The organism is Bengtsoniella intestinalis (genome assembly GCF_039719005.1).
Classification (GTDB): domain Bacteria; phylum Bacillota; class Clostridia; order Oscillospirales; family Oscillospiraceae; genus Oscillibacter; species Oscillibacter intestinalis.
The window spans coordinates 3,496,283-3,518,166 of record NZ_CP133584.1; the positions used below are offsets into that span (position 1 = coordinate 3,496,283).

General features: G+C 51.1%; 19 protein-coding genes and 1 other annotated feature. Of the genes, 4 read left to right on the forward strand and 15 right to left on the reverse strand.

What is annotated here, in order from left to right; translation table 11 throughout:
• Positions 1-43: 43 nt before the first annotated feature.
• From RFF05_RS16635 to RFF05_RS16645, 3 genes are read left to right on the forward strand one after another with little or no spacing between them, the layout of a single operon-like run.
• Complete coding sequence (locus RFF05_RS16635; protein ID WP_409968125.1) at positions 44-1,201, forward strand: AI-2E family transporter; 1,158 nt, start codon at positions 44-46, stop codon at positions 1,199-1,201.
• Positions 1,198-2,094: a hypothetical protein gene (locus tag RFF05_RS16640; protein ID WP_409968126.1), complete on the forward strand. Its 897-nt coding sequence runs from the start codon at positions 1,198-1,200 to the stop codon at positions 2,092-2,094. The genes RFF05_RS16635 and RFF05_RS16640 overlap by 4 nt, the downstream gene beginning before the upstream one ends.
• Positions 2,069-2,842: an acyl-[acyl-carrier-protein] thioesterase gene (locus RFF05_RS16645; RefSeq protein ID WP_409968127.1), complete on the forward strand. Its 774-nt coding sequence runs from the start codon at positions 2,069-2,071 to the stop codon at positions 2,840-2,842. The genes RFF05_RS16640 and RFF05_RS16645 overlap by 26 nt, the downstream gene beginning before the upstream one ends.
• On the opposite strand, the gene RFF05_RS16650 is transcribed toward RFF05_RS16645, so the two are convergent.
• From RFF05_RS16650 to ilvB, 5 genes are all read right to left on the reverse strand, one after another.
• The gene (locus tag RFF05_RS16650; protein WP_409968128.1) at positions 2,822-3,415 is read right to left on the reverse strand and encodes a hypothetical protein; all 594 of its coding nucleotides are present in this window, start codon (positions 3,413-3,415) and stop codon (positions 2,822-2,824) included. The two genes, RFF05_RS16645 and RFF05_RS16650, sit on opposite strands and share 21 nt — an antisense overlap.
• 222 nt (positions 3,416-3,637) lie before the next feature.
• Positions 3,638-5,296: a dihydroxy-acid dehydratase gene (gene ilvD / locus RFF05_RS16655; RefSeq protein ID WP_409968129.1), complete on the reverse strand. Its 1,659-nt coding sequence runs from the start codon at positions 5,294-5,296 to the stop codon at positions 3,638-3,640.
• A 194-nt stretch (positions 5,297-5,490) separates the two neighbouring features.
• Positions 5,491-6,510, reverse strand: a complete 1,020-nt coding sequence (gene ilvC, locus RFF05_RS16660; RefSeq protein ID WP_409968130.1) for a ketol-acid reductoisomerase — start codon at positions 6,508-6,510, stop codon at positions 5,491-5,493.
• An 82-nt stretch (positions 6,511-6,592) separates the two neighbouring features.
• Positions 6,593-7,162 (reverse strand): acetolactate synthase small subunit, encoded by a 570-nt coding sequence (ilvN, locus tag RFF05_RS16665; RefSeq protein WP_409968131.1) that lies wholly within the window; start codon positions 7,160-7,162, stop codon positions 6,593-6,595.
• A gap of 14 nt (positions 7,163-7,176) precedes the next feature.
• Complete coding sequence (gene ilvB / locus RFF05_RS16670; RefSeq protein WP_409968132.1) at positions 7,177-8,841, reverse strand: biosynthetic-type acetolactate synthase large subunit; 1,665 nt, start codon at positions 8,839-8,841, stop codon at positions 7,177-7,179.
• A gap of 115 nt (positions 8,842-8,956) precedes the next feature.
• Between ilvB and RFF05_RS16675 the strand changes: the two genes are divergently transcribed.
• The gene (locus tag RFF05_RS16675) at positions 8,957-10,111 is read left to right on the forward strand and encodes an ATP-binding protein (protein ID WP_409968133.1); all 1,155 of its coding nucleotides are present in this window, start codon (positions 8,957-8,959) and stop codon (positions 10,109-10,111) included.
• Positions 10,112-10,230: 119 nt separating this feature from the next.
• On the opposite strand, the gene ilvA is transcribed toward RFF05_RS16675, so the two are convergent.
• From ilvA to RFF05_RS16725, 10 genes are all read right to left on the reverse strand, one after another.
• Positions 10,231-11,436: a threonine ammonia-lyase gene (gene ilvA, locus RFF05_RS16680; RefSeq protein ID WP_409968134.1), complete on the reverse strand. Its 1,206-nt coding sequence runs from the start codon at positions 11,434-11,436 to the stop codon at positions 10,231-10,233.
• A 96-nt stretch (positions 11,437-11,532) separates the two neighbouring features.
• A complete protein-coding gene (leuB, locus tag RFF05_RS16685) occupies positions 11,533-12,609 on the reverse strand; it encodes a 3-isopropylmalate dehydrogenase (protein ID WP_409968135.1) in 1,077 nt (358 codons plus the stop codon).
• Between the two features lie 114 nt (positions 12,610-12,723).
• Positions 12,724-13,209 (reverse strand): 3-isopropylmalate dehydratase small subunit, encoded by a 486-nt coding sequence (gene leuD, locus RFF05_RS16690; protein ID WP_409968136.1) that lies wholly within the window; start codon positions 13,207-13,209, stop codon positions 12,724-12,726.
• A 17-nt stretch (positions 13,210-13,226) separates the two neighbouring features.
• Complete coding sequence (gene leuC / locus RFF05_RS16695; RefSeq protein WP_409968137.1) at positions 13,227-14,486, reverse strand: 3-isopropylmalate dehydratase large subunit; 1,260 nt, start codon at positions 14,484-14,486, stop codon at positions 13,227-13,229.
• A gap of 12 nt (positions 14,487-14,498) precedes the next feature.
• Positions 14,499-16,151: a 2-isopropylmalate synthase gene (locus RFF05_RS16700; protein ID WP_409968138.1), complete on the reverse strand. Its 1,653-nt coding sequence runs from the start codon at positions 16,149-16,151 to the stop codon at positions 14,499-14,501.
• A 77-nt stretch (positions 16,152-16,228) separates the two neighbouring features.
• Positions 16,229-16,509 (reverse strand) — a binding site (T-box leader).
• Between the two features lie 209 nt (positions 16,510-16,718).
• A complete protein-coding gene (locus RFF05_RS16705; RefSeq protein ID WP_409970134.1) occupies positions 16,719-17,420 on the reverse strand; it encodes an ABC transporter ATP-binding protein in 702 nt (233 codons plus the stop codon).
• 12 nt (positions 17,421-17,432) lie between these two features.
• Positions 17,433-18,287: an ABC transporter ATP-binding protein gene (locus tag RFF05_RS16710; RefSeq protein ID WP_409968139.1), complete on the reverse strand. Its 855-nt coding sequence runs from the start codon at positions 18,285-18,287 to the stop codon at positions 17,433-17,435.
• The gene (locus RFF05_RS16715; RefSeq protein ID WP_409968140.1) at positions 18,284-19,330 is read right to left on the reverse strand and encodes a branched-chain amino acid ABC transporter permease; all 1,047 of its coding nucleotides are present in this window, start codon (positions 19,328-19,330) and stop codon (positions 18,284-18,286) included. The genes RFF05_RS16710 and RFF05_RS16715 overlap by 4 nt, the downstream gene beginning before the upstream one ends.
• Before the next feature lie 13 nt (positions 19,331-19,343).
• Positions 19,344-20,219, reverse strand: a complete 876-nt coding sequence (locus tag RFF05_RS16720) for a branched-chain amino acid ABC transporter permease (protein WP_409968141.1) — start codon at positions 20,217-20,219, stop codon at positions 19,344-19,346.
• Between the two features lie 271 nt (positions 20,220-20,490).
• Positions 20,491-21,696 carry an ABC transporter substrate-binding protein gene (locus RFF05_RS16725; protein WP_409968142.1) on the reverse strand — a complete coding sequence of 402 codons (1,206 nt, stop codon included), beginning with the start codon at positions 21,694-21,696 and terminating at the stop codon, positions 20,491-20,493.
• Positions 21,697-21,884: the final 188 nt, after the last annotated feature.

Genomic DNA, 21,884 nt, shown 5'->3' on the forward strand with positions numbered 1-21,884 from the left:
GGTATACTATGGAAATGTGAATACAAAATAGAATGGAGTTATTATGGATCAACAAACCGTTCGCCACTGGGCATGGCTCATTGCAGGTGGTATTGCGTTTTATAGTATTTTGCAGCATTTTGCTGTGGTTTTGGCAGGTTTTTCATGGGTTTTGGGGCTGTTAACTCCTTTTTTCATAGGGATCGCCATTGCTTTTATCTTAAATGTACCGATGCGTCGGATTGAAAAAGCCCTGTTTTCCAAGGCGAGAAAACGTCGTGGCTATGCCCGTGCTGTGGCACTAATTGTGACGCTGTTGGCTTTTGCCGGGGTCATTTGGCTGGCTACGGCTTTGATTATCCCCAACTTGCAAGAGGCGCTGTCGTCCTTGCCAAACCAAATTGTCACCGCCACCAACAACGTAAGCGCCTATGTTCAAACACTGTCCATCACCAATCAAGATGTGGAATATTTCCTGTCTCATCTTAATTTGAATTGGGAGGAACTCTACAAATCCGTGCTGACTATGACGCAAACCGTGGCAAATACAGCCCTATCCTCGGGCACCACACTGCTCAGCGGGATGGTTAGTGGGGTCACCAATTTTCTGGTGGGATTGGTGTTTTCATTCTATTTGCTGTTGCAAAAAGAAAAGCTGGCACGCCAAGGACGGATGGTGCTCTACGCTTTATTCCCCAAAGAAGTTGCAGCCAAAAGTGTGGAGGTGGTTCATCTGTGTGACAAGGTGTTCTCCAGCTTTTTATCTGGCCAATGCTTAGAAGCAGTGATTTTAGGGAGTTTATTTGTCATCGCCATGAGCCTGTTCCAAATGCCTTATGCGTTGCTCATTGGGGTATTGGTGTCTATCACGGCGCTGATTCCCCTTGTGGGCGCTTTTATCGGATGCGTGGTGGGGATTTTCCTCATTGCGCTCATCAACCCCATGCAGGCCGTGGCCTTTTTGGTGCTGTTTTTGGTCATTCAACAAATTGAAGGCAATTTGATTTATCCTCATGTGGTGGGTAATTCTGTGGGTTTGCCTTCTATTTGGGTGTTGGCGGCAGTGTACATCGGCGGCAACCTTTGGGGCATTGTGGGGATGCTGGTGTTTATTCCATTAAGCTCAGTTTTCTATGCGCTGTTCCGTGAATTTGTATATATGCGCTTAGAAAAGCGTAATCTAAAAGTTGAAGATTTATCACCAACGAAGGAGGATTTATGAAATCCAAACCCAATAAACCCAGTGCTAGAAAGCGTTTTCGCCATGCAATCGACCAAGAGCTACGGGAGCATCGCAGTTCTTTTATCGCTTTTTCAGTGCTCCGTTTTCTGGTGATTGCCACCATGATTCGTCAAGGATTCCTTGGCAACTATGAAAGCGTGTTTTTCTGCGCCTTGACCATTTTACTGCTCTATGTGCCTAGCTGGGTGCAAGTACGGATGAAAATGGAGCTACCGCCAGCACTGGAAATCACCATTTTGTGCTTTATCTTCGCCGCAGAAATTCTGGGCGAAGTTCATGCTTTTTATATCCGTATCCAAGGTTGGGATACCATGCTCCACACATTAAACGGTTTTTTGGCCGCCGCCGTGGGCTTTTCCTTGGTGGTCATTCTCAACGACGATGAACGGTTAACTTTCGATTTGTCCCCCGTGTTTATGGCGCTGTTTGCCTTTTGCTTTTCCATGACCGTAGGTGTGTTGTGGGAATTTTTCGAGTTTGGGATGGACTGTTTTTTCCGCACCGATATGCAAAAAGACACCGTTTTAAACGCCATCTACACCGTCACCCTTGACCCCACCGCCACCAACAAAGTGGTGGCGATGCCCAACATCCAAGAGGTGTTCATCAACGGGGAGGACTTGGGCGTGGGCGGTTATTTAGACATAGGGCTGTATGACACCATGAAAGACATGATTGTGAATTTCATCGGTGCAGCGGTGTTCTCTGTGGCTGGTTTTTTCTATGTGAAATCCAAAGGGAAAACACGCACCATGGCGCAAAATTTTGTGCCAACCCCCAAAACCCATGAAACAGATTATTTGGCAATGTTAGAAGAACAAGACCAAAAAAGTGAGGATTCTGACCATGAACAGACCACTCCCCAGTCGTGACCAATGGCTGACCCCAGAAGGATATGCCAGACAAGAACAGCTGCTCTTTGGGCAGTGCGATGTATATTTAAGAGCGCGACCTGCCACTTTGCTCAAGCAATTTGCCGCCATCGGTGGGCACCACTGCGATGCGGTGGGCATAAGCTATCAATCCCTGCTGGACCAAGACCAAGCGTTTTTGCTCTCACGGGTCATCATCCATATCCATCAAACCCCCATGTCAGGGGAAATGCTTACGTTGCATACATGGATTGACGGCACCAAAGGCCCTTATTTTCAGCGTGTTGTTCAGTGGAAAAACAGCGCCGACATGGTGGTGGCCAGTGGGCGCAGTGATTGGATTTTAGTCAGCCCTAGCAACCGTAAAATCTATCGCCCCAACACCGTGAAAGAAAGCAATCCACTGTTTTTCTCCACCTGTGACGCGGCGCTAGATTGCCCGCCTTGTCAAAAGCTGACCTTGCCCAAGGACGGAACGACAGTGATTGGGGAGCACCAAGTCCGTTGGTCAGAGTTAGATGGCAATGGCCATTTGCATAGCGGCAATTACGGGGATATTGTCTGGGATTATCTGCCTCAACCTTACCAAAGTCGCCCTGTGAAAACCTTTGCCATCAACTATAACAAAGAAGCCCCCCTAGGCCAGACCATCACCTTGACGGGCTGTGCCATGGATGACAATCATTACCGCATGGAAGGCCGCACCGACCATGGGGTTTGCTTTGAATCAGACATCGTCTTCGGTTAACTCGGTGGCTTGGGGTTGGCCGATGAGAAAGCCCACGCAACCTGACACCATGTCACGGTATTGGGTGATAACGGCGGTCATATTGGTGGAGGCAAGGCCGTTACTGCCATAAAAATTTCGCCATGTAACCAAAATCAACAGTGACATTACGCCAATGATACCCACCAGCGTCAGCTGGTGGGTGTTTTTACGTTTGGTGGGTGTTTTTTTCAGGGTTGTGGTGGGCGTTATCTCTTGAACCGCTGTGCGTTTGCCTGTGGTGGCGGTGGCTTGGGGCGCGGTGGTGGTTTGCATATCTTGGGTATCAAAGCCGATGGAAGGGGCAGTGGCATCGGTGGTGTGTTGGGTGGTTTTGGACTTTTTGTTTTGTCGTTTGCCAAAGTTGCCTGAGATGATATAGCCAAAAATCGCCGCCTCTGAGGTGCGAAACACCACGTCGATGGAGTCCATCCCACTGCCATCTGCCAATGGGAAAAACAGCCCATATACCGATTGGGCAATCAATATGGCGAACAGCCCTAATAGCCACCAATCTCCAATGCGAATGCCATCCACAGCCGTGGATTTTTTCATACCATCACACTCCTCTTGCAGTATGGTATGCAGGAGGTGGGGGGCGCATGACTAAAGATGAAAGGTGCATGACTAGAGACGGGCGACCACAGGTCGCCCCTACACAGCGCAACAGAGAGCCTGTTGGAGAAATGAGAAAACGGCGGGGGCAATCCCCCGCCCTACGTTGATGTTTGTGTAGGGCGGGGGATTGCCCTCGCCGATATTCAATTCTTGTTCGGTTTACTTCAGCACGGCGCCTTCATTGGCACTGGACACCAAGCGGGCATAGCGGTTGAGCCAGCCAGTTTTAATCTTGGGTTCAGGGCAGATGTAGGTCATGCGGCGAGCATCCAGCTCAGCGTCAGACACATTCAAGGTGATGGACGCATCGGGGATGTTGATGGAGATGGTATCGCCTTCTTGCACCAAGCCAATGGGGCCACCAGAGGCGGCTTCAGGGCTCACGTGACCAATGGCGGCACCACGGGACGCACCAGAGAAGCGACCGTCGGTAATCAGCGCCACTTCCTTGTCCAGCTTCATGCCAGCCAATGCAGAGGTGGGGTTGAGCATTTCGCGCATACCGGGGCCACCTTTAGGCCCTTCGTAGCGGATGACCACCACGTCGCCAGAGACGATTTTACCGTCATAAATGGCGGCGATGGCATCGTCTTCGCTGTCAAACACACGGGCAGGGCCAGTGTGGACTTGCATTTCTGCTGCCACAGCGCTCCGCTTGACTACGCAGCCATTGGGAGCCAGATTGCCCCAAAGAATTTGCAGACCGCCAGTTTCACTATAGGGATTTTCGATGGGACGGATGGCGCGGTCATTTTTCATAGACACGCCTTCAATCACTTCGCCCAAGGTTTTGCCGCTGACAGTGGGGGCAGACAGGTCTAACAGATTCCGCTTTGCCAACTCTGCTTGCACAGCAGGAATACCGCCAGCGTCATGCAAATCTTGCATATGGGTGGGGCCTGCAGGTGCCAAGTGACACAGGTTGGGGGTGTGGGCAGAAACTTCGTTAAAGAGCTTCAAGTCCATGGGACAGCCAGCTTCGTTGGCAATGGCCAACAGGTGAAGCACAGAGTTGGTGGAACAGCCCAGTGCCATATCACAAGCCAAAGCGTTGCGTAGGCTCCGCTCATTGATGATTTGACGGGCGGTGATGCCCTTGTTCACCAAGTCCATAATGGCCATACCAGAGCGCTTGCCCAGTTGGAGGCGTTGGGAATAGACAGCAGGGATGGTGCCGTTGCCGGGCAGGGCAAAGCCCAAGGCTTCGCACAGGCAGTTCATGGAGTTGGCAGTGTACATCCCAGAACAGCTGCCGCAGGAAGGACAGCAGTTGTCGGTACAGTCGATGAGTTGCTCTTCACTCATCATGCCAGCCTTGTAAGAGCCCACGGCTTCAAAAATCTTAGACAGGCTTACGTGGTTGCCTTCAAAGGTACCAGCCAGCATAGGCCCACCAGAGCACACAATGGCAGGCACGTCCATACGGACAGCCGCCATCACCATGGCAGGCACGATTTTATCGCAGTTGGGCACCAGCACCAAGCCGTCTAGTTGATGTGCCATCAGCATGGTTTCCACGCTGTCGCAAATCAGCTCACGGGAGGCCAGAGAGTATTTCATACCCACATGACCCATGGCAATGCCATCACAGACGCCAATGGCAGGAATCAGCACAGGGGTGCCGCCAGCCATGGACACGCCAGCTTTCACAGCGTTTGCCAACTTGTCAAGGTTCATGTGACCAGGCACGATTTCGCTATAGGCACTGACAACACCAATCAAAGGGCGTTCCAGCTCTTCTGGGGTGTAGCCCAGTGCATAAAATAAACTGCGGTTGGGAGCCCGTTCGCTCCCTTTTGTTACGTTATCACTACGCATGGTGGTAACCTCGTTTCGTTGAAAGTTTTCCTCAATAGAGAGGACGGGCGACCACAGGTCGCCCCTACAGTTTTATCAATAAATCCAATGGATATGAGGGTAGGGGCGACCTGTGGTCGCCCGTTTCACCGATTGTACATATCATTTGGGTAACACCTGCACCGTAAAACGGTGCAGGTGTTGTGGTTAAAATCTTATTTCTTCAGCCAGCTCATCATGCCACGCAGGTCTTTACCCACTTCTTCGATGGGCAGAGCAGCTTCCATGCGACGGGTAGCCAAGAACTTGGTTTGACGGCCGCCCTTATCGCTCATTTCAGCCAGGAATTCAGAAGCGAAGGTGCCGTTTTGGATTTCCAGCAGAACCTTGCGCATTTCCTTGCGGGTTTCTTCGGTGATCAGACGCTTACCAGTGCGGTAGTCGCCGTATTCAGCGGTGTTGGAGATGGAGTAACGCATCTTGTCAAAGCCACCTTCGATGACCAAGTCGATGATCAACTTCATTTCGTGGCAGGTTTCAAAGTATGCCATTTCGGGAGCGTAGCCAGCTTCCACCAGAGTTTCAAAGCCAGCGTGAATCAGTTCGCTAACGCCACCGCACAGAACAGCTTGTTCGCCGAACAGGTCGGTTTCGGTTTCTTCTTTGAAGGTGGTTTCCAGAATGCCGGCGCGGCCGCCGCCGTTGGCAGAAGCGTAAGCCAGAGCGATGTCTTTTGCCTTACCGGTGAAGTCTTGTTCCACGCAGATCAAGCTGGGCACGCCCTTGCCTTCCAGATATTGGCTACGAACAGTGTGGCCAGGGCCTTTGGGGGCAATCATGATGACGTCCACGTTGGCAGGAGCCTTGATGACCTTGAAGTGGATGTTGAAGCCGTGAGCAAATGCCAGAGCCTTGCCTTCGGTCATGTGGGGAGCCACTTGGCTGTAGTAGATGTCAGCGCACATTTCATCGGGCACCAGCATCATGACCACGTCGCCAACCTTGGCAGCTTCTTCGATTTCCATGACCTTGAAGTTGGCGTTCTTTTCTGCAAAAGCAGCAGCCTTTGCCCAGTGGCCAGAGCCCTTACGCAGACCAACAACCACGTTGACACCGCTTTCAGCAAGGTTCATAGAGTGTGCGTGGCCTTGGCTGCCGAAGCCGATGATGGCAACAGTTTTGTTGTCCAACATCCCCAGATTGCAGTCGCTGTCGTAATACTTTTTGATAGCCATAATAATAAATCTCCTTAAAATTAAAAAATGTTGTTTTGTTGTTTATTTATGATAATACTCACAGGTGAGAGCACATAAACCGTTAGTCGGTGAGGCCTAGATAGGAGTCGAAAAGATGCTCTTCTCGAATTTCTTCAGGCGGTTTTTGGGTGTGGTGGTGGCGACCACCACGTTCGATGGCGGTGACCCCTGTGCGACACATTTCAATGATGTCATATTCTTGGAACATGGCTAAGAATGCGTCGATTTTGTCTGGTTCACCCGTCAATTCGGTGACCATAGAGGTGGGGGTCAGATCGATGATTTTAGAGTTATATACGTCGCAAATTTCAATCAGTTCTCGCCGCAATTGAGGGGTGAGGCCGATTTTCAGCAACAGCAATTCCCGTTGCAAACAGTTGGAGGACTCCAAGGCAAAAATTTGATGGGTGACTTCCAAGCGATTGGTTTGTAGCAAGAGTTGTTTTAAGTTAGAGGCTGTGCCATAGGTGGTGATGGTGATGCGACTGACGGTGGGGTCGTTGGTGGCGCTGGCGGTCATGCCTTCGATGTTAAAATCGCGGCGGCAAAACAGACTGGACACACGAGCCAACACGCCAGAGTGGTTGTCCACCAGTATACTGATGACACGGCGAGATTTTGGTTCTTCCATGAACGTCTCCTTTCTTATTCCATGATGATTTGGTGTACGTCACCGCCACCGGGAATCATGGGCAGGACTTGTTCATCTTTATCAATGACACACTCAATCCACACAGCAGTTTTGGAAGCCATGGCCTTGGTGAAGGCTTCTTTAAACTCCGCAAGATTGGTGCAACGATAGCCAGTTAAGCCAAAGCCCTCAGCCAGTTTGACAAAGTCAGTCTTGCGATTGGGGTCAGTGGCGGCATAGCGCTCATCATAGAATTTGGTTTGCCATTGGCGCACCATACCCAGCACGCTGTTGTTGAAAATCACCGTGATTAAAGGGATTTCTTGGCTGGCGGCGGTGCACCCTTCGTTCAGGTTCATGTGGAAGCTACCGTCACCTGTCAGCATGACCACACGGTGGTCGTTGCCCAAACCGATTTGTGCGCCGATGGCGGCGCCGTAGCCAAAGCCCATGGTGCCAAGGCCACCGCTGGTGATAAACCCACGGCTTTTGGTGTGGTGTAAATATTGGGCTGCCCACATTTGATGTTGCCCTACGTCGGTGACGAAGGTGGCATCAGAGCCAGTTTGCAAGCAGATTTCGTTGATGATTTGGTGGGGGGTCAGATGGTCCTCTGCGTCTTGGGGCACATAATCCTTGGTTTGCCAATCCCGAATTTGTGCCAGCCAGTCTTCATGGTCTTGTCGGTTGATTTGAGGTAGAAGGGAATTGAGCACATAGCTGGCATCCCCAGCCACTTCTAAGTCAGCCACCACATTTTTCCCCAGTTCGCTGGTGTCGATGTCGATGTGGATGATTTTGGATTTTCGGGCAAATAAGGTGGAGTTGAGTACCACGCGGTCAGAAAAACGGGTGCCGATGGCGATGAGCAAGTCGCACTCTGCCACTGCTTTATTAGAGGCGAAGCAACCGTGCATCCCCAAAAGACCAAGGTTCAATTCTTCCCGATAGTCTAACACACCAGCCGCCATCAAGGTGTGGGTGGCTGGGATTGACCCAGTGTGCACCAGTGCACGGAGGGCATCGCAACCAGCGGCACCCACCACGCCACCGCCGAAAATCAGCAGAGGACGCTTTGCCTCGTTGATCATTTGGGCGGCTTGCGCTACTTTATTATGATCAAATACGGTGATGGTACGTTTGGGTTCTGGGGCTTTGTTGATGAATTCGCAGGTGGCGGCAGACACATCCTTGGGGATGTCCACCAGCACAACACCTTTGCGCCCGCTTTGGGCAATGCGGAAGGCACTGCGGATGGTGTCTGCCAAATCTTCCACATGGCGGACGGTAAAGCTGTGTTTGGTGATGGGCAAGGTGATGCCTTCGATGTAGGCTTCTTGGAAGCTGTCTTTACCCAGAGACGTGGTGGGTACGTTGCCAGTGAAGGCCACCATAGGCACGCTGTCAATTTGTGCCGTGGCAATGCCAGTGACCAAATTGGTGGCACCAGGGCCAGAGGTCGCCAATACCACACCCGTTTTGCCAGTGGCACGGGCATAACCATCGGCGGCGTGGGCGGCACCTTGCTCGTGGGCGGTGAGCACATGGTGAATGCGGTGGGAATTTTGATACAGAGCATCATATAGGTTCAACACGGCACCGCCGGGGTAGCCAAAAATTGTGTCGGCCCCTTGTTCAATCAAAGTTTCCACAAAAATTTGAGATCCGTTGAGAATCATATTGCTTCTCCTTCAGTTGGTGAAAATGGCTTTGGTGAAAATTACTCTTGCAGAGCAAGTGATTTCAAGATATACTAGGGATTGGAAAAAATTCCAGAAAATTGCGGAGGAAATTATGGATACACAACAATTAAGCCAGCGCTTATCTTCGCTGGTGGTCTTTCGAGACTTGAGAAAAGACCCAGTCATGGCCAGTATGGAAGCCATGCTCAAAGAACCAGATCAAGCAGAATTGGTGGCAGAATTTTGCGCCACATTGTTTGAAAAAACCACAGACTGGTCAAAGTATTTGTTGAAAATTGTGGTTGAAAGTGAAAATATGTGCATTCGGTCTGCGGCCAAAAAGGGAATGGATAGCGTCCTTGCTACCTGCCTTGACCAAGAGCTTGCCTTTTTGCAAACCTTGAGCCAAGTGACCCTGTCTGACGTGACTGGGCTTGCCTTTTTGCCAGCTTGGAAGACCCAAACATTGGACTTTGCAGGCCAGTATGCACTGCGGATGGAGCAGGTGGGACAAAAGGGCTACGGCCTGTTTGCCAAATACCATGTCTTCACCGTGGAAGGCACCACTTTGGTGCCAGTGCGCCATCCTGATGGACAAGCACTGTCTCAGCTGACAGGGTATGAACGGGAACAAGCCAAAATTGTGGCCAATACCGAGGCCTTGCTGGAAGGGCGCCCTTGCAACAATGTGCTACTTTATGGTGACGCTGGCACAGGCAAATCCTCCGCGGTGAAAGCCATCGCCAACTTGTATGCCGATAGAGGCTTGCGCTTGGTAGAGGTGAAGAAAAATCAACTCTATCAAATTCCATCCATTGTGGAGGAATTGGCAAGCAATCCATTGAAGTTCATTTTGTTCATCGATGACTTGAGTTTCACCGCCAACGACGATAACTTTGCCGCATTGAAGGCCATTTTGGAAGGTAGCGTATCTGGCAAGTCTGACAACTTGGCCGTCTATGCCACATCCAACCGCCGTCATTTGGTGAAAGAATGCATGAGCGATCGCACAGGGGATGACATCCACGAAAGCGATACCCGTCAAGAGCTGATGAGCCTTGCCGCACGCTTTGGCTTGACCATCACCTTCTTGCAACCAGATAAGGACAAATATGAGTCCATCGTGCTGGCTCTGGCAGAAGAATATGGCGTAGAGGTAGACGATATGCTGTTAATTCACGCCAAGGCTTTTGCACAACGCTCTGGTGGCAGAAGCCCAAGAGCGGCCAAGCAGTTTATTCAGCTGCGAAAAGCTGGTGTGGTGTAAATAAACGAATCAGTGCCTTCGGGCAAAATCGGGAGGGGATGGAACCCCTCCCCTACAGGGATTGGCTTTGTAGGGGAGGGGTCCATCCCCTCCCGTTACGTTGGTGCGTATGTTTACCCTCACACTCTCTCGCTGACCAGTTGCAAGCCTGCGGCGGTCAACGATGCTCGGATTTGTTCGATTTGTTCTTGGTCACGGGTTTCTAGGCTCAGCTTTAAGAAGCAGCTAGAAATGGCCATGTTGGTGTCAGAACGGTCATGGAATACGCTGACAATGTTGCCACCGCAACCGCTGATGATCTCAGACACCAGTGTCAATTGACCGGGTTTGTCTTCCAAGGCAATGGTCAAATCGGCCTTGCGACCGCTCATCACCAAACCACGGGTGATGACACGGGAAAGGATGGTCACGTCGATGTTACCGCCAGAGACGATACACACCACTTTTTTGCCACGGATGGGTAATTTTTTAAACAGGGAAGCGGCTACGCTGACAGCGCCAGCCCCTTCAGTCACCAGTTTTTGCTTTTCCATCAAAGCCAAGATGGCGGCGGCAATTTCGTCTTCTGTGACGGTGAAAATCTCGTCTACATACTCTTTGATGATTTCATAGGTGTTCTCACCAGGGGTTTTCACGGCAATGCCGTCGGCAAAGGTGGAGGCGGCATCCAGTGTTTGGTATGCGCCATTTTTGATGGCTGCGTGCATACTGGCGGCACCAGCGGCTTGTACACCGTAAATCTTCACCTCAGGGCGGAGACTTTTCACAGCCAACGCCACCCCAGAGATGAGGCCACCGCCACCGATGGGCACCACAATGGCATCTACATCGGGGAGTTGTTCTAAAATCTCCAGACCCACAGTGCCTTGCCCTGCGATGACATACTCGTCGTCGTAAGGGTGAATCAGGCTCATGCCAGTTTCCTCTTGCAAGGCCACGGCTTTGGTGTGGGCATCGTCATAACTACCGGGGACAAGGCAAACCTCGCCGCCTAGCTTTTTGGTGGATTCCACCTTGGTGATGGGGGCACCGTCTGGCATACAGATGGTGCTTTTAATGCCCATTTTGGTGGCGGCTAGAGCCACGCCTTGGGCGTGGTTGCCTGCGCTACAGGCCACAACGCCTTTGGCTTGTTCCTCAGGGGACAGCTGGGAGATTTTATACCCAGCGCCACGAACCTTAAAGCTGCCAGTGATTTGCAGGTTTTCTGTTTTCAAATAAACCTCATTGTGTTTGCTCATCCGAGGGGCGGCAATCAAGTCGGTTTTGCGTACCACGTCTTTGAGCACAAAGGCGGCATGATAGATTTTATCCAGTGTTACCATGTTGTACATCCTAATCTCTGGGATAGAGGGCAAGCCTCCTCAATTTAGCACTTTATATTGTAAATGAATCCACGGGTTTTGTCAATTGAAATTCTTTTAACAAAGTGCCTTCACGATGGCATCACCCATGGCAATACAGCCAAGTTGGGTGCAACCTTCACTCATGTTGTCGGCTGTGCGCAGGCCTTGGTCTAAAACATCGGAGACAGCCTTTTCAATGGCGTCGGCTTCGGCGCTCATGCCAAAGCTGAAGCGGAGCATCATGGCCACAGACAAAATGCAGGCGGTGGGGTTAATCACATCTTTGCCAGCGATGTCGGGGGCGGAGCCATGGATGGGTTCGTACACACCGCAGGTGCCTTGTCCCAAAGAGGAAGAGGGAATCATGCCGATGGAGCCAGTGATCATAGAGGCTTCATCAGAGAGGATGTCGCCAAACATATTTTCGGTGACAATGACGTCGAATTGAGAGGGGTTTTTCACAATTTGCATGGCACAGTTGTCCACAAACATTTCGCTGTATTCCACCTCTGGGTATTCTGCTTGCAAGCGGTGCATCACTTCACGCCACAGACGAGAGGTTTCTAGCACGTTGGCCTTGTCCACACAGCACAGCTTTTTGCGGCGCTTCATGGCCGTGTCAAAACCGATGCGACCGATGCGTTCGATTTCGTATTCTGCGTAGGGCATCAGGTCAACGGCTTGCTTTTCGCCGCTTTCCAAAATGTTCACTTGGCGGTCACCAAAGTAGACGCCACCAGTTAATTCGCGGACGATGACAAAGTCGATGCCTTGGGCCACGATTTCGGCCTTCAAAGGGCTGGCAGGTGCCAGTTGAGGCCAGATTTTGGTGGGACGGTTGTTGGAGTAGAGCCCCATGCCTGCACGCATCCGTAGCAGGCCTTTTTCAGGGCGCTTGTCCCCAGCCATGCCTTCCCACTTGGGGCCACCGATGGCGCCAAGGAGCACAGAATCAGAGGCAAGGCACTTGTCTAGTTCGTGTTGGGGCAGAGGATCGCCATATTTGTCGATGGCTTCGCCGCCCATGGCCACGTCGGTATAATTAAATGTATGTCCAAACTTTTCTCCGATGCGATCTAGCACACGGATGGCTTGGGTCACGATTTCTGGGCTGGCACAGTCACCCCAGATCACGGCAATATTTTTTTCCATGGTGTTCTCCTTGTTGTGTGATGGTGATTGGTGAGGTTTGTTGTCCGCCCATAGGTGACAAATTAAATCTGTGGCGAAGCCACACCTCACTTTTTCACTCTTCACTATTACTTATTACTTAGATTGCAGGGAGTTCATCAACCCACCAGCCTTGATAATTTTTTGGATGAAGGGAGGGAAGGGTTGGGCTTGGAAGTGTGCACCTGTGGTTTCATCCACAATGGCGCCAGTGTCAAAGTTGACAGAGACAGTGTGCCCAGCTTCGATGGCCTCAGCAGCGGCTTCGCATTCTAAAATGGGCAAGCCGATGTTGATGGAGTTGCGATAGAAAATACGGGCAAAGCTTTTAGCGATGACGCAGGAAATACCACTGGTTTTGATGACCAGAGGTGCGTGCTCACGAGAGGAGCCACAGCCAAAGTTCCAGCCGCCTACCATAATGTCACCAAGGGAAACCTTGTTGACAAAGTCGGCATCGATGTCTTCCATGCAGTGGGAAGCCAATTCCTTGGCATCTTGGGTGTTCAGGTGGCGGGCAGGGATAATCACGTCGGTGTCCACATTGTCACCGTATTTAAAAACGAAACCATTTGCATTCATACAATCAATTCCTCCTATTAAACTGTAGTTGGGTCGGTGATGTAACCAGTGATGGCACTGGCGGCAGCGGTGGCAGGGGAAGCTAGGTACACTTCACTGGTGATGTGACCCATGCGACCCACGAAATTGCGGTTGGTGGTGGATACGCATCGTTCGCCAGCGGCGAGAATGCCCATGTAACCACCTAAGCAAGGACCGCAGGTGGGGGTGGAGACCACGCAACCAGCGTCGATGAAGGCCGTGGTGTAGCCGCGGTTAATACATTCTTTGTAAATCTCCATGGTGCCGGGGATGATGATACCGCGGACACCATCGGCAATGGTGTTGCCATTGAGGATTTCATAGGCCATTTCCATGTCTTCGATGCGACCATTGGTGCAAGAGCCGATGACCACTTGGTCGATTTTAATATCCTTGCCTTCGCTGGCAGGATGGGTGTTTTCAGGCAGGTGGGGGAAGCTGACGGTGGGAACCAAGGTGGACAAGTCAATGGTGATGGTTTTTGCATATTCTGCGTCTTCGTCGGCTTTGAAAATTTGAGGGGCACGTTTGCCACGGCCTTCCATGTAAGCGATGGTCACATCATCCACAGGGAAAATACCGTTTTTAGCACCAGCTTCGATGGCCATATTACATACGCACAGACGGTCGTCTATGGTGAGATTGGCAACGCCAGGGCCAGTGAATTCCATGGATTGATACAGAGCACCATCCACGCCGATTTGACCGATGATGGACAAAATCAAGTCCTTACCAGACACACGGGGATTAAACTTGCCCACCAGCTCAAAGCGGATGGCGGCAGGGACTTTGAACCATAGCTTGCCAGTGGCCATTGCGGCAGCCATATCGGTGGAACCGCCACCAGTGGAGAAGGCACCCAGTGCACCATAGGTGCAGGTGTGGCTGTCAGCGCCGATGACGGTGTCGCCAGCGGTGACAATGCCTTGCTCGGGAAGCAGAGCGTGTTCGATGCCCATTTTGCCCACATCGTAGAAGTGGGTGATGCAGTGTTCACAGGCAAAATCGCGGCATTGCTTGGATTGGGTAGCGCTTTTAATGTCTTTGTTGGGGACAAAGTGGTCAAGGACGATGGAAACCTTGTCTTTGTCAAACACTTCAGTGAAGCCAGCTTTGTGGAATTCGTTGATGGCCACAGGGGTGGTGATGTCGTTGCCCAAAACCATGTCTAGTTTTACTTCAACCAGTTGGCCGGGCACCACGCTGTCAAGTCCTGCGTGGGCTGCGAGAATTTTTTGAGTTAATGTCATACCCATGATGATGTCTCCTTAAAATTTATTGTTAAAGGCAGAAACCAAAGCGTTAATGCCCGATTGGATGATGTCGGTGTCGGTGCCTGCGCCCCATGTGGTGGTACCGTCAGGCCAGTTGATGCTGATGTAAGAGGCGGCGCGGCTGGTAGAGCCAGAGTCAAGGCTGTGTTCGGAGTAGTAATCCAAGGCGAAGTCTGTGCCAGTGACGCTTTTGATGGCGTTGGTGACGGCGTCTAGGCGACCATTACCAACGGAGTTACAGCCGTGGATTTTGCCGTTGTATTCAATGTCCACATTGGCGGCCAGACCGTCAACGCGGGTGAAGTGGATTTCGGTGATGTGCAAGGGGTCTTGCTTGTTAAGATAGGTGTTGCAGAACACTTCGTATACTTCGGGAGTGGAGAGTTCTTTGTGGTTGCGGTCGGACACACTTTTGACCGTGTAACCCAGTTCTTCTCGCATTTTGGCTGGTAAATCAAAGCCATAGTTTTGTGCCAGCACAAAGCCGATGCCACCTTTGCCACTTTGGCTGTTGATGCGAATCACGTCAGCGTCGTAGGTGCGGCCAATATCCACAGGGTCAACAGGGATATAGGGGCAGGTCCAGCGGCTGTCGTCAGAGTGTTTGTGCCAGTCCATGCCTTTGGCGATGGCATCTTGGTGAGAGCCAGAGAAGGCGGCGAACACCAATGCGCCAGCGTAAGGGCTCCGTTCATGGACGCGCATACGGGTCACCCGTTCGTAGACTTCACAAATCTCAGGCATATTGCTAAAGTTCAACTTGGGGTCAACCCCATGGGAATAGAGGTTCATGGCCAAGGTGATGGAGTCCACGTTACCAGTGCGTTCGCCATTGCCGAACAGGCAACATTCCACTTGCTGGGCACCTGCCAACATGGCAAGTTCAGCGTCAGCCACACCTGTGCCACGGTCATTATGGGGGTGGACGGAGATGCACACGCTGTCGCGTTTGTGGAGGTGGTTGTGGAAGAACTCAATTTGGTTGGCGTACACGTGGGGCATACTCATTTGCACCGTGGAAGGGAGGTTGATGATCATGGGGCGTTCTGGGGTGGGTTCCATGATGTCAATGACGGCATTGCATACGTGCAAAGCGTATTCTGGCTCGGTGCCAGTGAAGCTTTCGGGAGAGTATTCAAAGCGGAAGTTACCATCGAATTCTTGGCTTAGCTTTTTCACCAGCTCAGCGCCGTCGGTGGCAATTTTGCAAATTTCTTCTGGGGATTTGCGGAACACTTGTTGGCGCTGGGCAACCGAGGTGGAGTTGTAGAAGTGGACAACCGCACTGGGCGCGCCTTCGATGGCTTCAAAGGTTTTGCGGATGATGTGGTCGCGGCATTGGGTCAGCACTTGAATGGTCACATCGTCGGGAATCATGTTGTTGTCAATCAAGGTGCGGACAAATTCATATTCCGTGTCGCTGGCGGCAGGGAAGCCAACTTCGATTTGCTTAAAGCCGATTTTCACCAGCAATTTGAAAAACTCCAGCTTTTCATCTAAACTCATGGGCACAACCAATGCTTGGTTGCCGTCACGCAGGTCCACACTGCACCATTGGGGTGCTTTTTCAATGTGGTCTTTGGTGGCCCAAGAGGAATATCCTTGGGGTACGGGATAATAACCGGGGGCATATTTTTGATAATTCATGGGGGAGGTCTCCTTTTTCTACTATATTGTCGGTGCCCATAAAAAACAAAAAAACTTCGTCTTTCAAGGCTCACACCTTGAGAGACGAAGTTCTGTACAGTTTATAACAGAAGTCCGTGGTACCACTCTCTTTGCCATCCTAGTAAGGATGACCACTCATCCAATCAGCCAGACAACAATCTACGGCGAATTGGTCTCCCGATAACGGTGGATATCCGTCAGCACCTACTACGTTAAAACGGTTGGGAGCTGCTGCTCAAGGGCCAGTTTTGCCAGATCCCATCACCATTGTCTCGCACCGACCGACAACTCTCTGTAAGTGATTTGGGAACTACTTTTTCCCTATCATAGCATTTACTATGTGAAGTGATTCTATCATGGTAACACCTCTTTGTCAAGAGGGAAGTTTGTAATTTGTTCACGAATTTACAAAAAAATAGGAGAAAATATTGCAGGACGTCCAGAGACAAAAGTAGGGGAGGGGTTCTACCCCCTCCCGTTTAGATTTCTCGTATCCCACGGGAGGGGATGGAACCCCTCCCCTACGATATTACATATTACTTTTTATTAGCCGCCCAAATAGGCCTTTTTGATGATGGGGCTGGCCAGAAGGTCTGCGCCAGTGCCTGTGGAGATAATGCTGCCAGTTTCCAGCACATATCCACGGTCGGCTACGCTCAGCGCCATCTGTGCGTTTTGTTCCACCAGTAAAATGGTGGTACCAACACTGTTAAGGCTTTTGATGATTTCAAAAATTTGTTCCACCAGTAAGGGAGCCAAACCCATGGAGGGTTCGTCCAGCATGAGAAGCTTTGGTTTGCTCATCATGGCACGACCCATGGCTAACATTTGTTGCTCGCCACCAGAAAGAGTGCCAGAGACTTGCTTGCGCCGTTCTAGCAGACGGGGGAACAGCTTATACACTTCTTCCATGGTTTTTTCGTTGTCGGCCTTAGATTGGGTGTAACCGCCCATTTCCAAATTTTCTTCCACGCTCATACGGGTGAATACACGGCGGCCTTCGGGTACGTGAGCCAAGCCTTTTTCCACGATGACATGGGGAGGGATTTTACCAAGAGACTGATCCATAAAGGTGACGCCACCTGTTTTGGTGGACAGTAAACCAGACACGGTTTTCAAAATGGTGGACTTGCCAGCGCCGTTGGCACCAATCAAGGTGACGATTTCCCCTTCGTTTACTTCAAAGGACACGTCTTTGATGGCATGGATGGCACCGTAGTACACGTTGAGGTTTTCAGCTTTTAAAATTTGACTCATTGCTTACGCCTCCTTTTGTTTGCCGAGATAGGCTTCGATAACGGCAGGGTTTGCTTGGATTTGGTCAGGGGTGCCTTTGGCGATGATTTGCCCAAAGTTCAGCACAGCGATGGCTTCACAAATGTTCATAACCAGACTCATGTCATGTTCGATGAGCATGATGGCAATGCCGAAAGTGTCACGGATTTTGACGATGTTTTCCATCAATTCTGCAGTTTCAGAGGGGTTCATACCAGCGGCAGGTTCGTCTAAGAGCAACAAAGAGGGGTTGGTTGCCAGTGCACGGACGATTTCCAAGCGACGCTGTGCGCCGTAGGGCAGAGAGCCTGCTTGGTGCTCGGCAAAGTCTTGCATATCAAAGATGGACAGCAATTCGATGGCACGGGCTTTGGCGATTTTTTCGCCACGCCAGAAGGTGGGCAGACGGAAAATAGCGCCGCACAGACCGTAATCCATTTCATGGTGCAGACCGATGAGTACGTTTTCTAGCACCGTCAAATCTTTGAACAGGCGGATGTTTTGGAATGTGCGAGCCACGCCCATGCGGTTGACTTGGATGGTGTTTTTGCCAGCGGTGTCCTTGCCATTGACCATGATGGTGCCACGGGTGGGGGCGTACACCTTGGTCAGCAGGTTAAAGACGGTGGTTTTACCAGCACCGTTGGGGCCGATTAGGCCAGCGATTTCGCTTTTACCAATGGCAATGTCGAATTCGTTCACAGCGGTCAAACCGCCAAAATCGATGCCAAGGTTGTGGCATTCCAAAATGGGGTGCTTGTCAATGTCACGTTCAGGAATGATGTTTTTGCTAGGGATGGGCACCAGCTTTTGTTCGGGAATCAAACGATCTGCACTCATTTCTTAGCCACCTCCTCTTTGGATTTGCGACCCATGTTCAAGGCTTTTTCTAGCAGACGAGACATGGAGAAGTCATAAGAGCCCAGCAGACCCTTGGGACGGAAAATCATCATGGCAACCAGCAACAATGAATAGGCCACCATACGATAGTCGGCAAAGGTGCGCAGTAGTTCAGGTAGGAAGGTAAGTACGGTAGCAGAGATGACGGAGCCCAGCATAGAGCCCATACCGCCTAGCACCACCATAACCAGAATTTCGATGGACTTCATAAAGCTGAAGGTAGAGGGATACAAAGAACCCAAATACCCACCATACAGGCAACCAGCCACCCCAGCCAAAGCGGCGGAGAGGACGAAGGCCATAACCTTATAATACGTGGTATTGATACCGCAAGATTCGGCGGCAATTTCGTTTTCACGGATGGATAGGATGGCACGACCGTGGCGAGACTTCATAATCATGTGAATGACCATACAGCTGAGTACCACGCAGATGAACACGGTGGTAAAGCCAGTGAACTTGGGAATACGGGTCAAGCCCTTAGAGCCATAGGTGAAGCTAAAGCCCAGCACTGAGTCGATGTTGGTGATGACCACACGGATGATTTCGCAGAAACCAAGGGTGATGATGGCCAGATAGTCGCCCTTCAAACGCAGGGCAGGCACACCGATGATGAACCCAAAGAACCCAGCCACAATGAAGGAAATGGCCAGAGCGGCAATGACGTAGGGCAGCAGAGCCATGGTGTTGCCATCGCTGAGCAGGTCGCTGGCAGGGGTGGATTTGATGAAGATACCGCTGGCGTAAGCGCCAACTGCCATAAACCCAGCATGACCTAGAGGGAGCTGGCCTAGATAGCCAGTGGAAATGTTCAATGAGACGGCCAAAATGATGTTGATACCAGAGGAAATCAAAATGCCAGACCAGTAACGGCTGATGTCGCCAGATTCAATCATCAAGAACACAGGTGCCCACAGGGCGATGATTAAAATGGTGTTGATGGCATAGCGAACAGGCATGGGGATGGTAATTTTGTTTTTCATGTTTGAATCCCCCTTAAACCTTTTCCTGGATGGGCTTGCCCAATAGACCAGTGGGCTTAAACAGTAGCACCACAATCAAAATGGCAAACACCACACCATCTTTCCACACGGAAAGACCGATGGCGGATACAAATGCTTCAATCAGGCCAATGACAAAGCCGCCAACCATGGCGCCGGGGATGGAGCCAATGCCACCCAAAACGGCAGCTACGAAGGCTTTTAAACCCAACATAGAACCCATGGTGGGGCTGGCTTGGGAATAGGCGCTGACGTAGAGCACAGAGCCGATACCTGCCAGAGCAGAGCCCACTGCAAAGGTGAAGGAAATGGTGCGGTTGACGTTGATGCCCATCAATTGAGCGGCACCCATATCTTCAGATACGGCACGCATAGCCTTGCCCATTTTGGTTTTTTGCACCAAGAAGGTCAAGGCAACCATGGACACCACAGACACGGAAATGGTGGTCAAAGCGGCATAGCTGACATTGGTACCCAAAATGCTTGTGGTACCTGAGACCAGAGAGGGAATGTTTTTAGAGTCAGCGCCAAAGAGGAGCTGAGACCCATTTTGTAGCAAGAAGGAAATACCGATGGCGGTGATCAGCAAAGAAAGACGGGGGGCAGAGCGGAGGGGCGTGTAAGCAATTTTTTCAATGATGACACCCAAACAGGCGCTGACCAGCACAGCCAATACAGCGGCCACCAGAGGGGGTAAATCAAACATCAAAATGGCATAATAGGTGGCATAGGCGCCCACCATGATGATGTCACCATGGGCAAAGTTCAACAGCAAAATAATGCCGTAAACCATGCTGTAGCCCAAGGCTACCAGAGCGAAAATGGAACCAGACTGTAAGCCGTTGAATAATTGAGCAATGACGAGGGACATGGACTCACGTCCTTTCTATATTTTTTGAGATGTGGAATCGGGCGGATGCTATCCGCCTCTACCGTATGGGGACGGGCGACCACAGGTCGCCCCTACTTATTCACTATTACTTTTTACTTATTACTTCAAAATGTGGACGGCCATTGAATATCTCCACAAGATTGGGAACATTCAATGGACGTCCATACCCAGAAGGTAGGGGAGTCTACCTTCTGGGTTGGGATGTTTAGAGATGAGGTGACCCGTAGGCCACCTGTCATCCCAGTGATGCTTAATACAGGCCGGTGAAGGATTCCACGCCGTCTTGCAGTTCCATGATGGCAGCAGACTTGATGGGGTTGTTGTATTCGTCGAAGGAGTAGGAGCCAGTGATGCCTTCTGTGCCGTCGTTTGCAGCCAGAGCAGCAATGATGGCTTCTTTGTATTCGTCAGAGCCAGCTTCCAAACCAGCAGCTTCTGCTTCTGCGATAGCAGCGCACAGCAACATAGCAGCATCATAAGCAAGAGGGGCATACATGTTGGGGACAGCTTCGCCATAAGTGGCTTCGTAAGCGGCTTCGAAGTCCAGCACGGAGTCAGAACCAGGAGCATAACCAGAGCAGTACACGGTGCCTTCTAGGTCTTCAGCAGATGCGAAGCCAGCGATACCGCCCATGCCGTCAGCGCCCATGAAGGTACCAGTCACGCCAGCGGCACGACCTTGGGTCACAGCCAGACCAGCATCGGAGTAGTAGAAGGGCAGGTACACAACGTCAGCGCCAGCGGCAGCGATGTTGGTCATTTGTGCGCTAAAGTCCATGTCGCCAGTGGCGAATGCTTCAGTAGCCACGATTTCCAGACCCAGTTCAGCGGCCTTTTCCACGAAGGAAGCCATCAGGCCTTCAGAGTAGTCAGAGCCAGTTTCGTAGAAGATAGCAGCGGTGGTTGCGCCCAGTTCGCCCACAGCATAGTCAGCCATCTTTTCGCCTTGGAATGGGTCGATGAAGCAGGAGCGGAACACGTTTTCACGGATTTCGTCGCCGTCTTCTTCAAATTGGGTCACCAGAGCAGAGGTAGCAGAAGCGGTGATTTGGGGCATACCTTCGTCGTAGGTGGCGTCAGCCAGAGCGATGGTAGCACCAGTGAGCACAGCGCCGATGACTGCAGTTGCATCGTTGTCCAGAGCCAGATAGAAGGCGTTGACAGCTTCGGTGCCGTCTGCCTTATCGTCGTATTGCAGGACTTCGATTTGCTTGCCGTTGATGCCGCCAGCGGCATTCAGTTCGTCAATGTACAGGTTGGCACCGTTGGCAACGGGCACACCGTACATAGCATAGTCACCAGTGGTGGTGGCAATCAGAGCAACCTTGATGGTTTCGTCCCCAGAGGCTTCGGTGGTGGTGGTAGTGGTGGAGCTGCTAGAATCAGAGCTAGAGCAACCCGCCATAGACAGGGTCATAGCTGCGGCCAAAGTTAAGGCCAGAATCTTCTTGTTCATGTTTATTTCTCCTTTTAAATTGTTGGTGAGTTTATTATACAAAAAAGCGACTATGCTCCTGAACGTTCAGAGCACAGCCACTTTGCTGTAACATATGATTCAGTTGTGCTTTTGTAATTGTTTCTATTTTACTGGCGTAGCTGGAAAATGTCAATGTGAGATGTGCATAATGAATGCGCAATCATTCA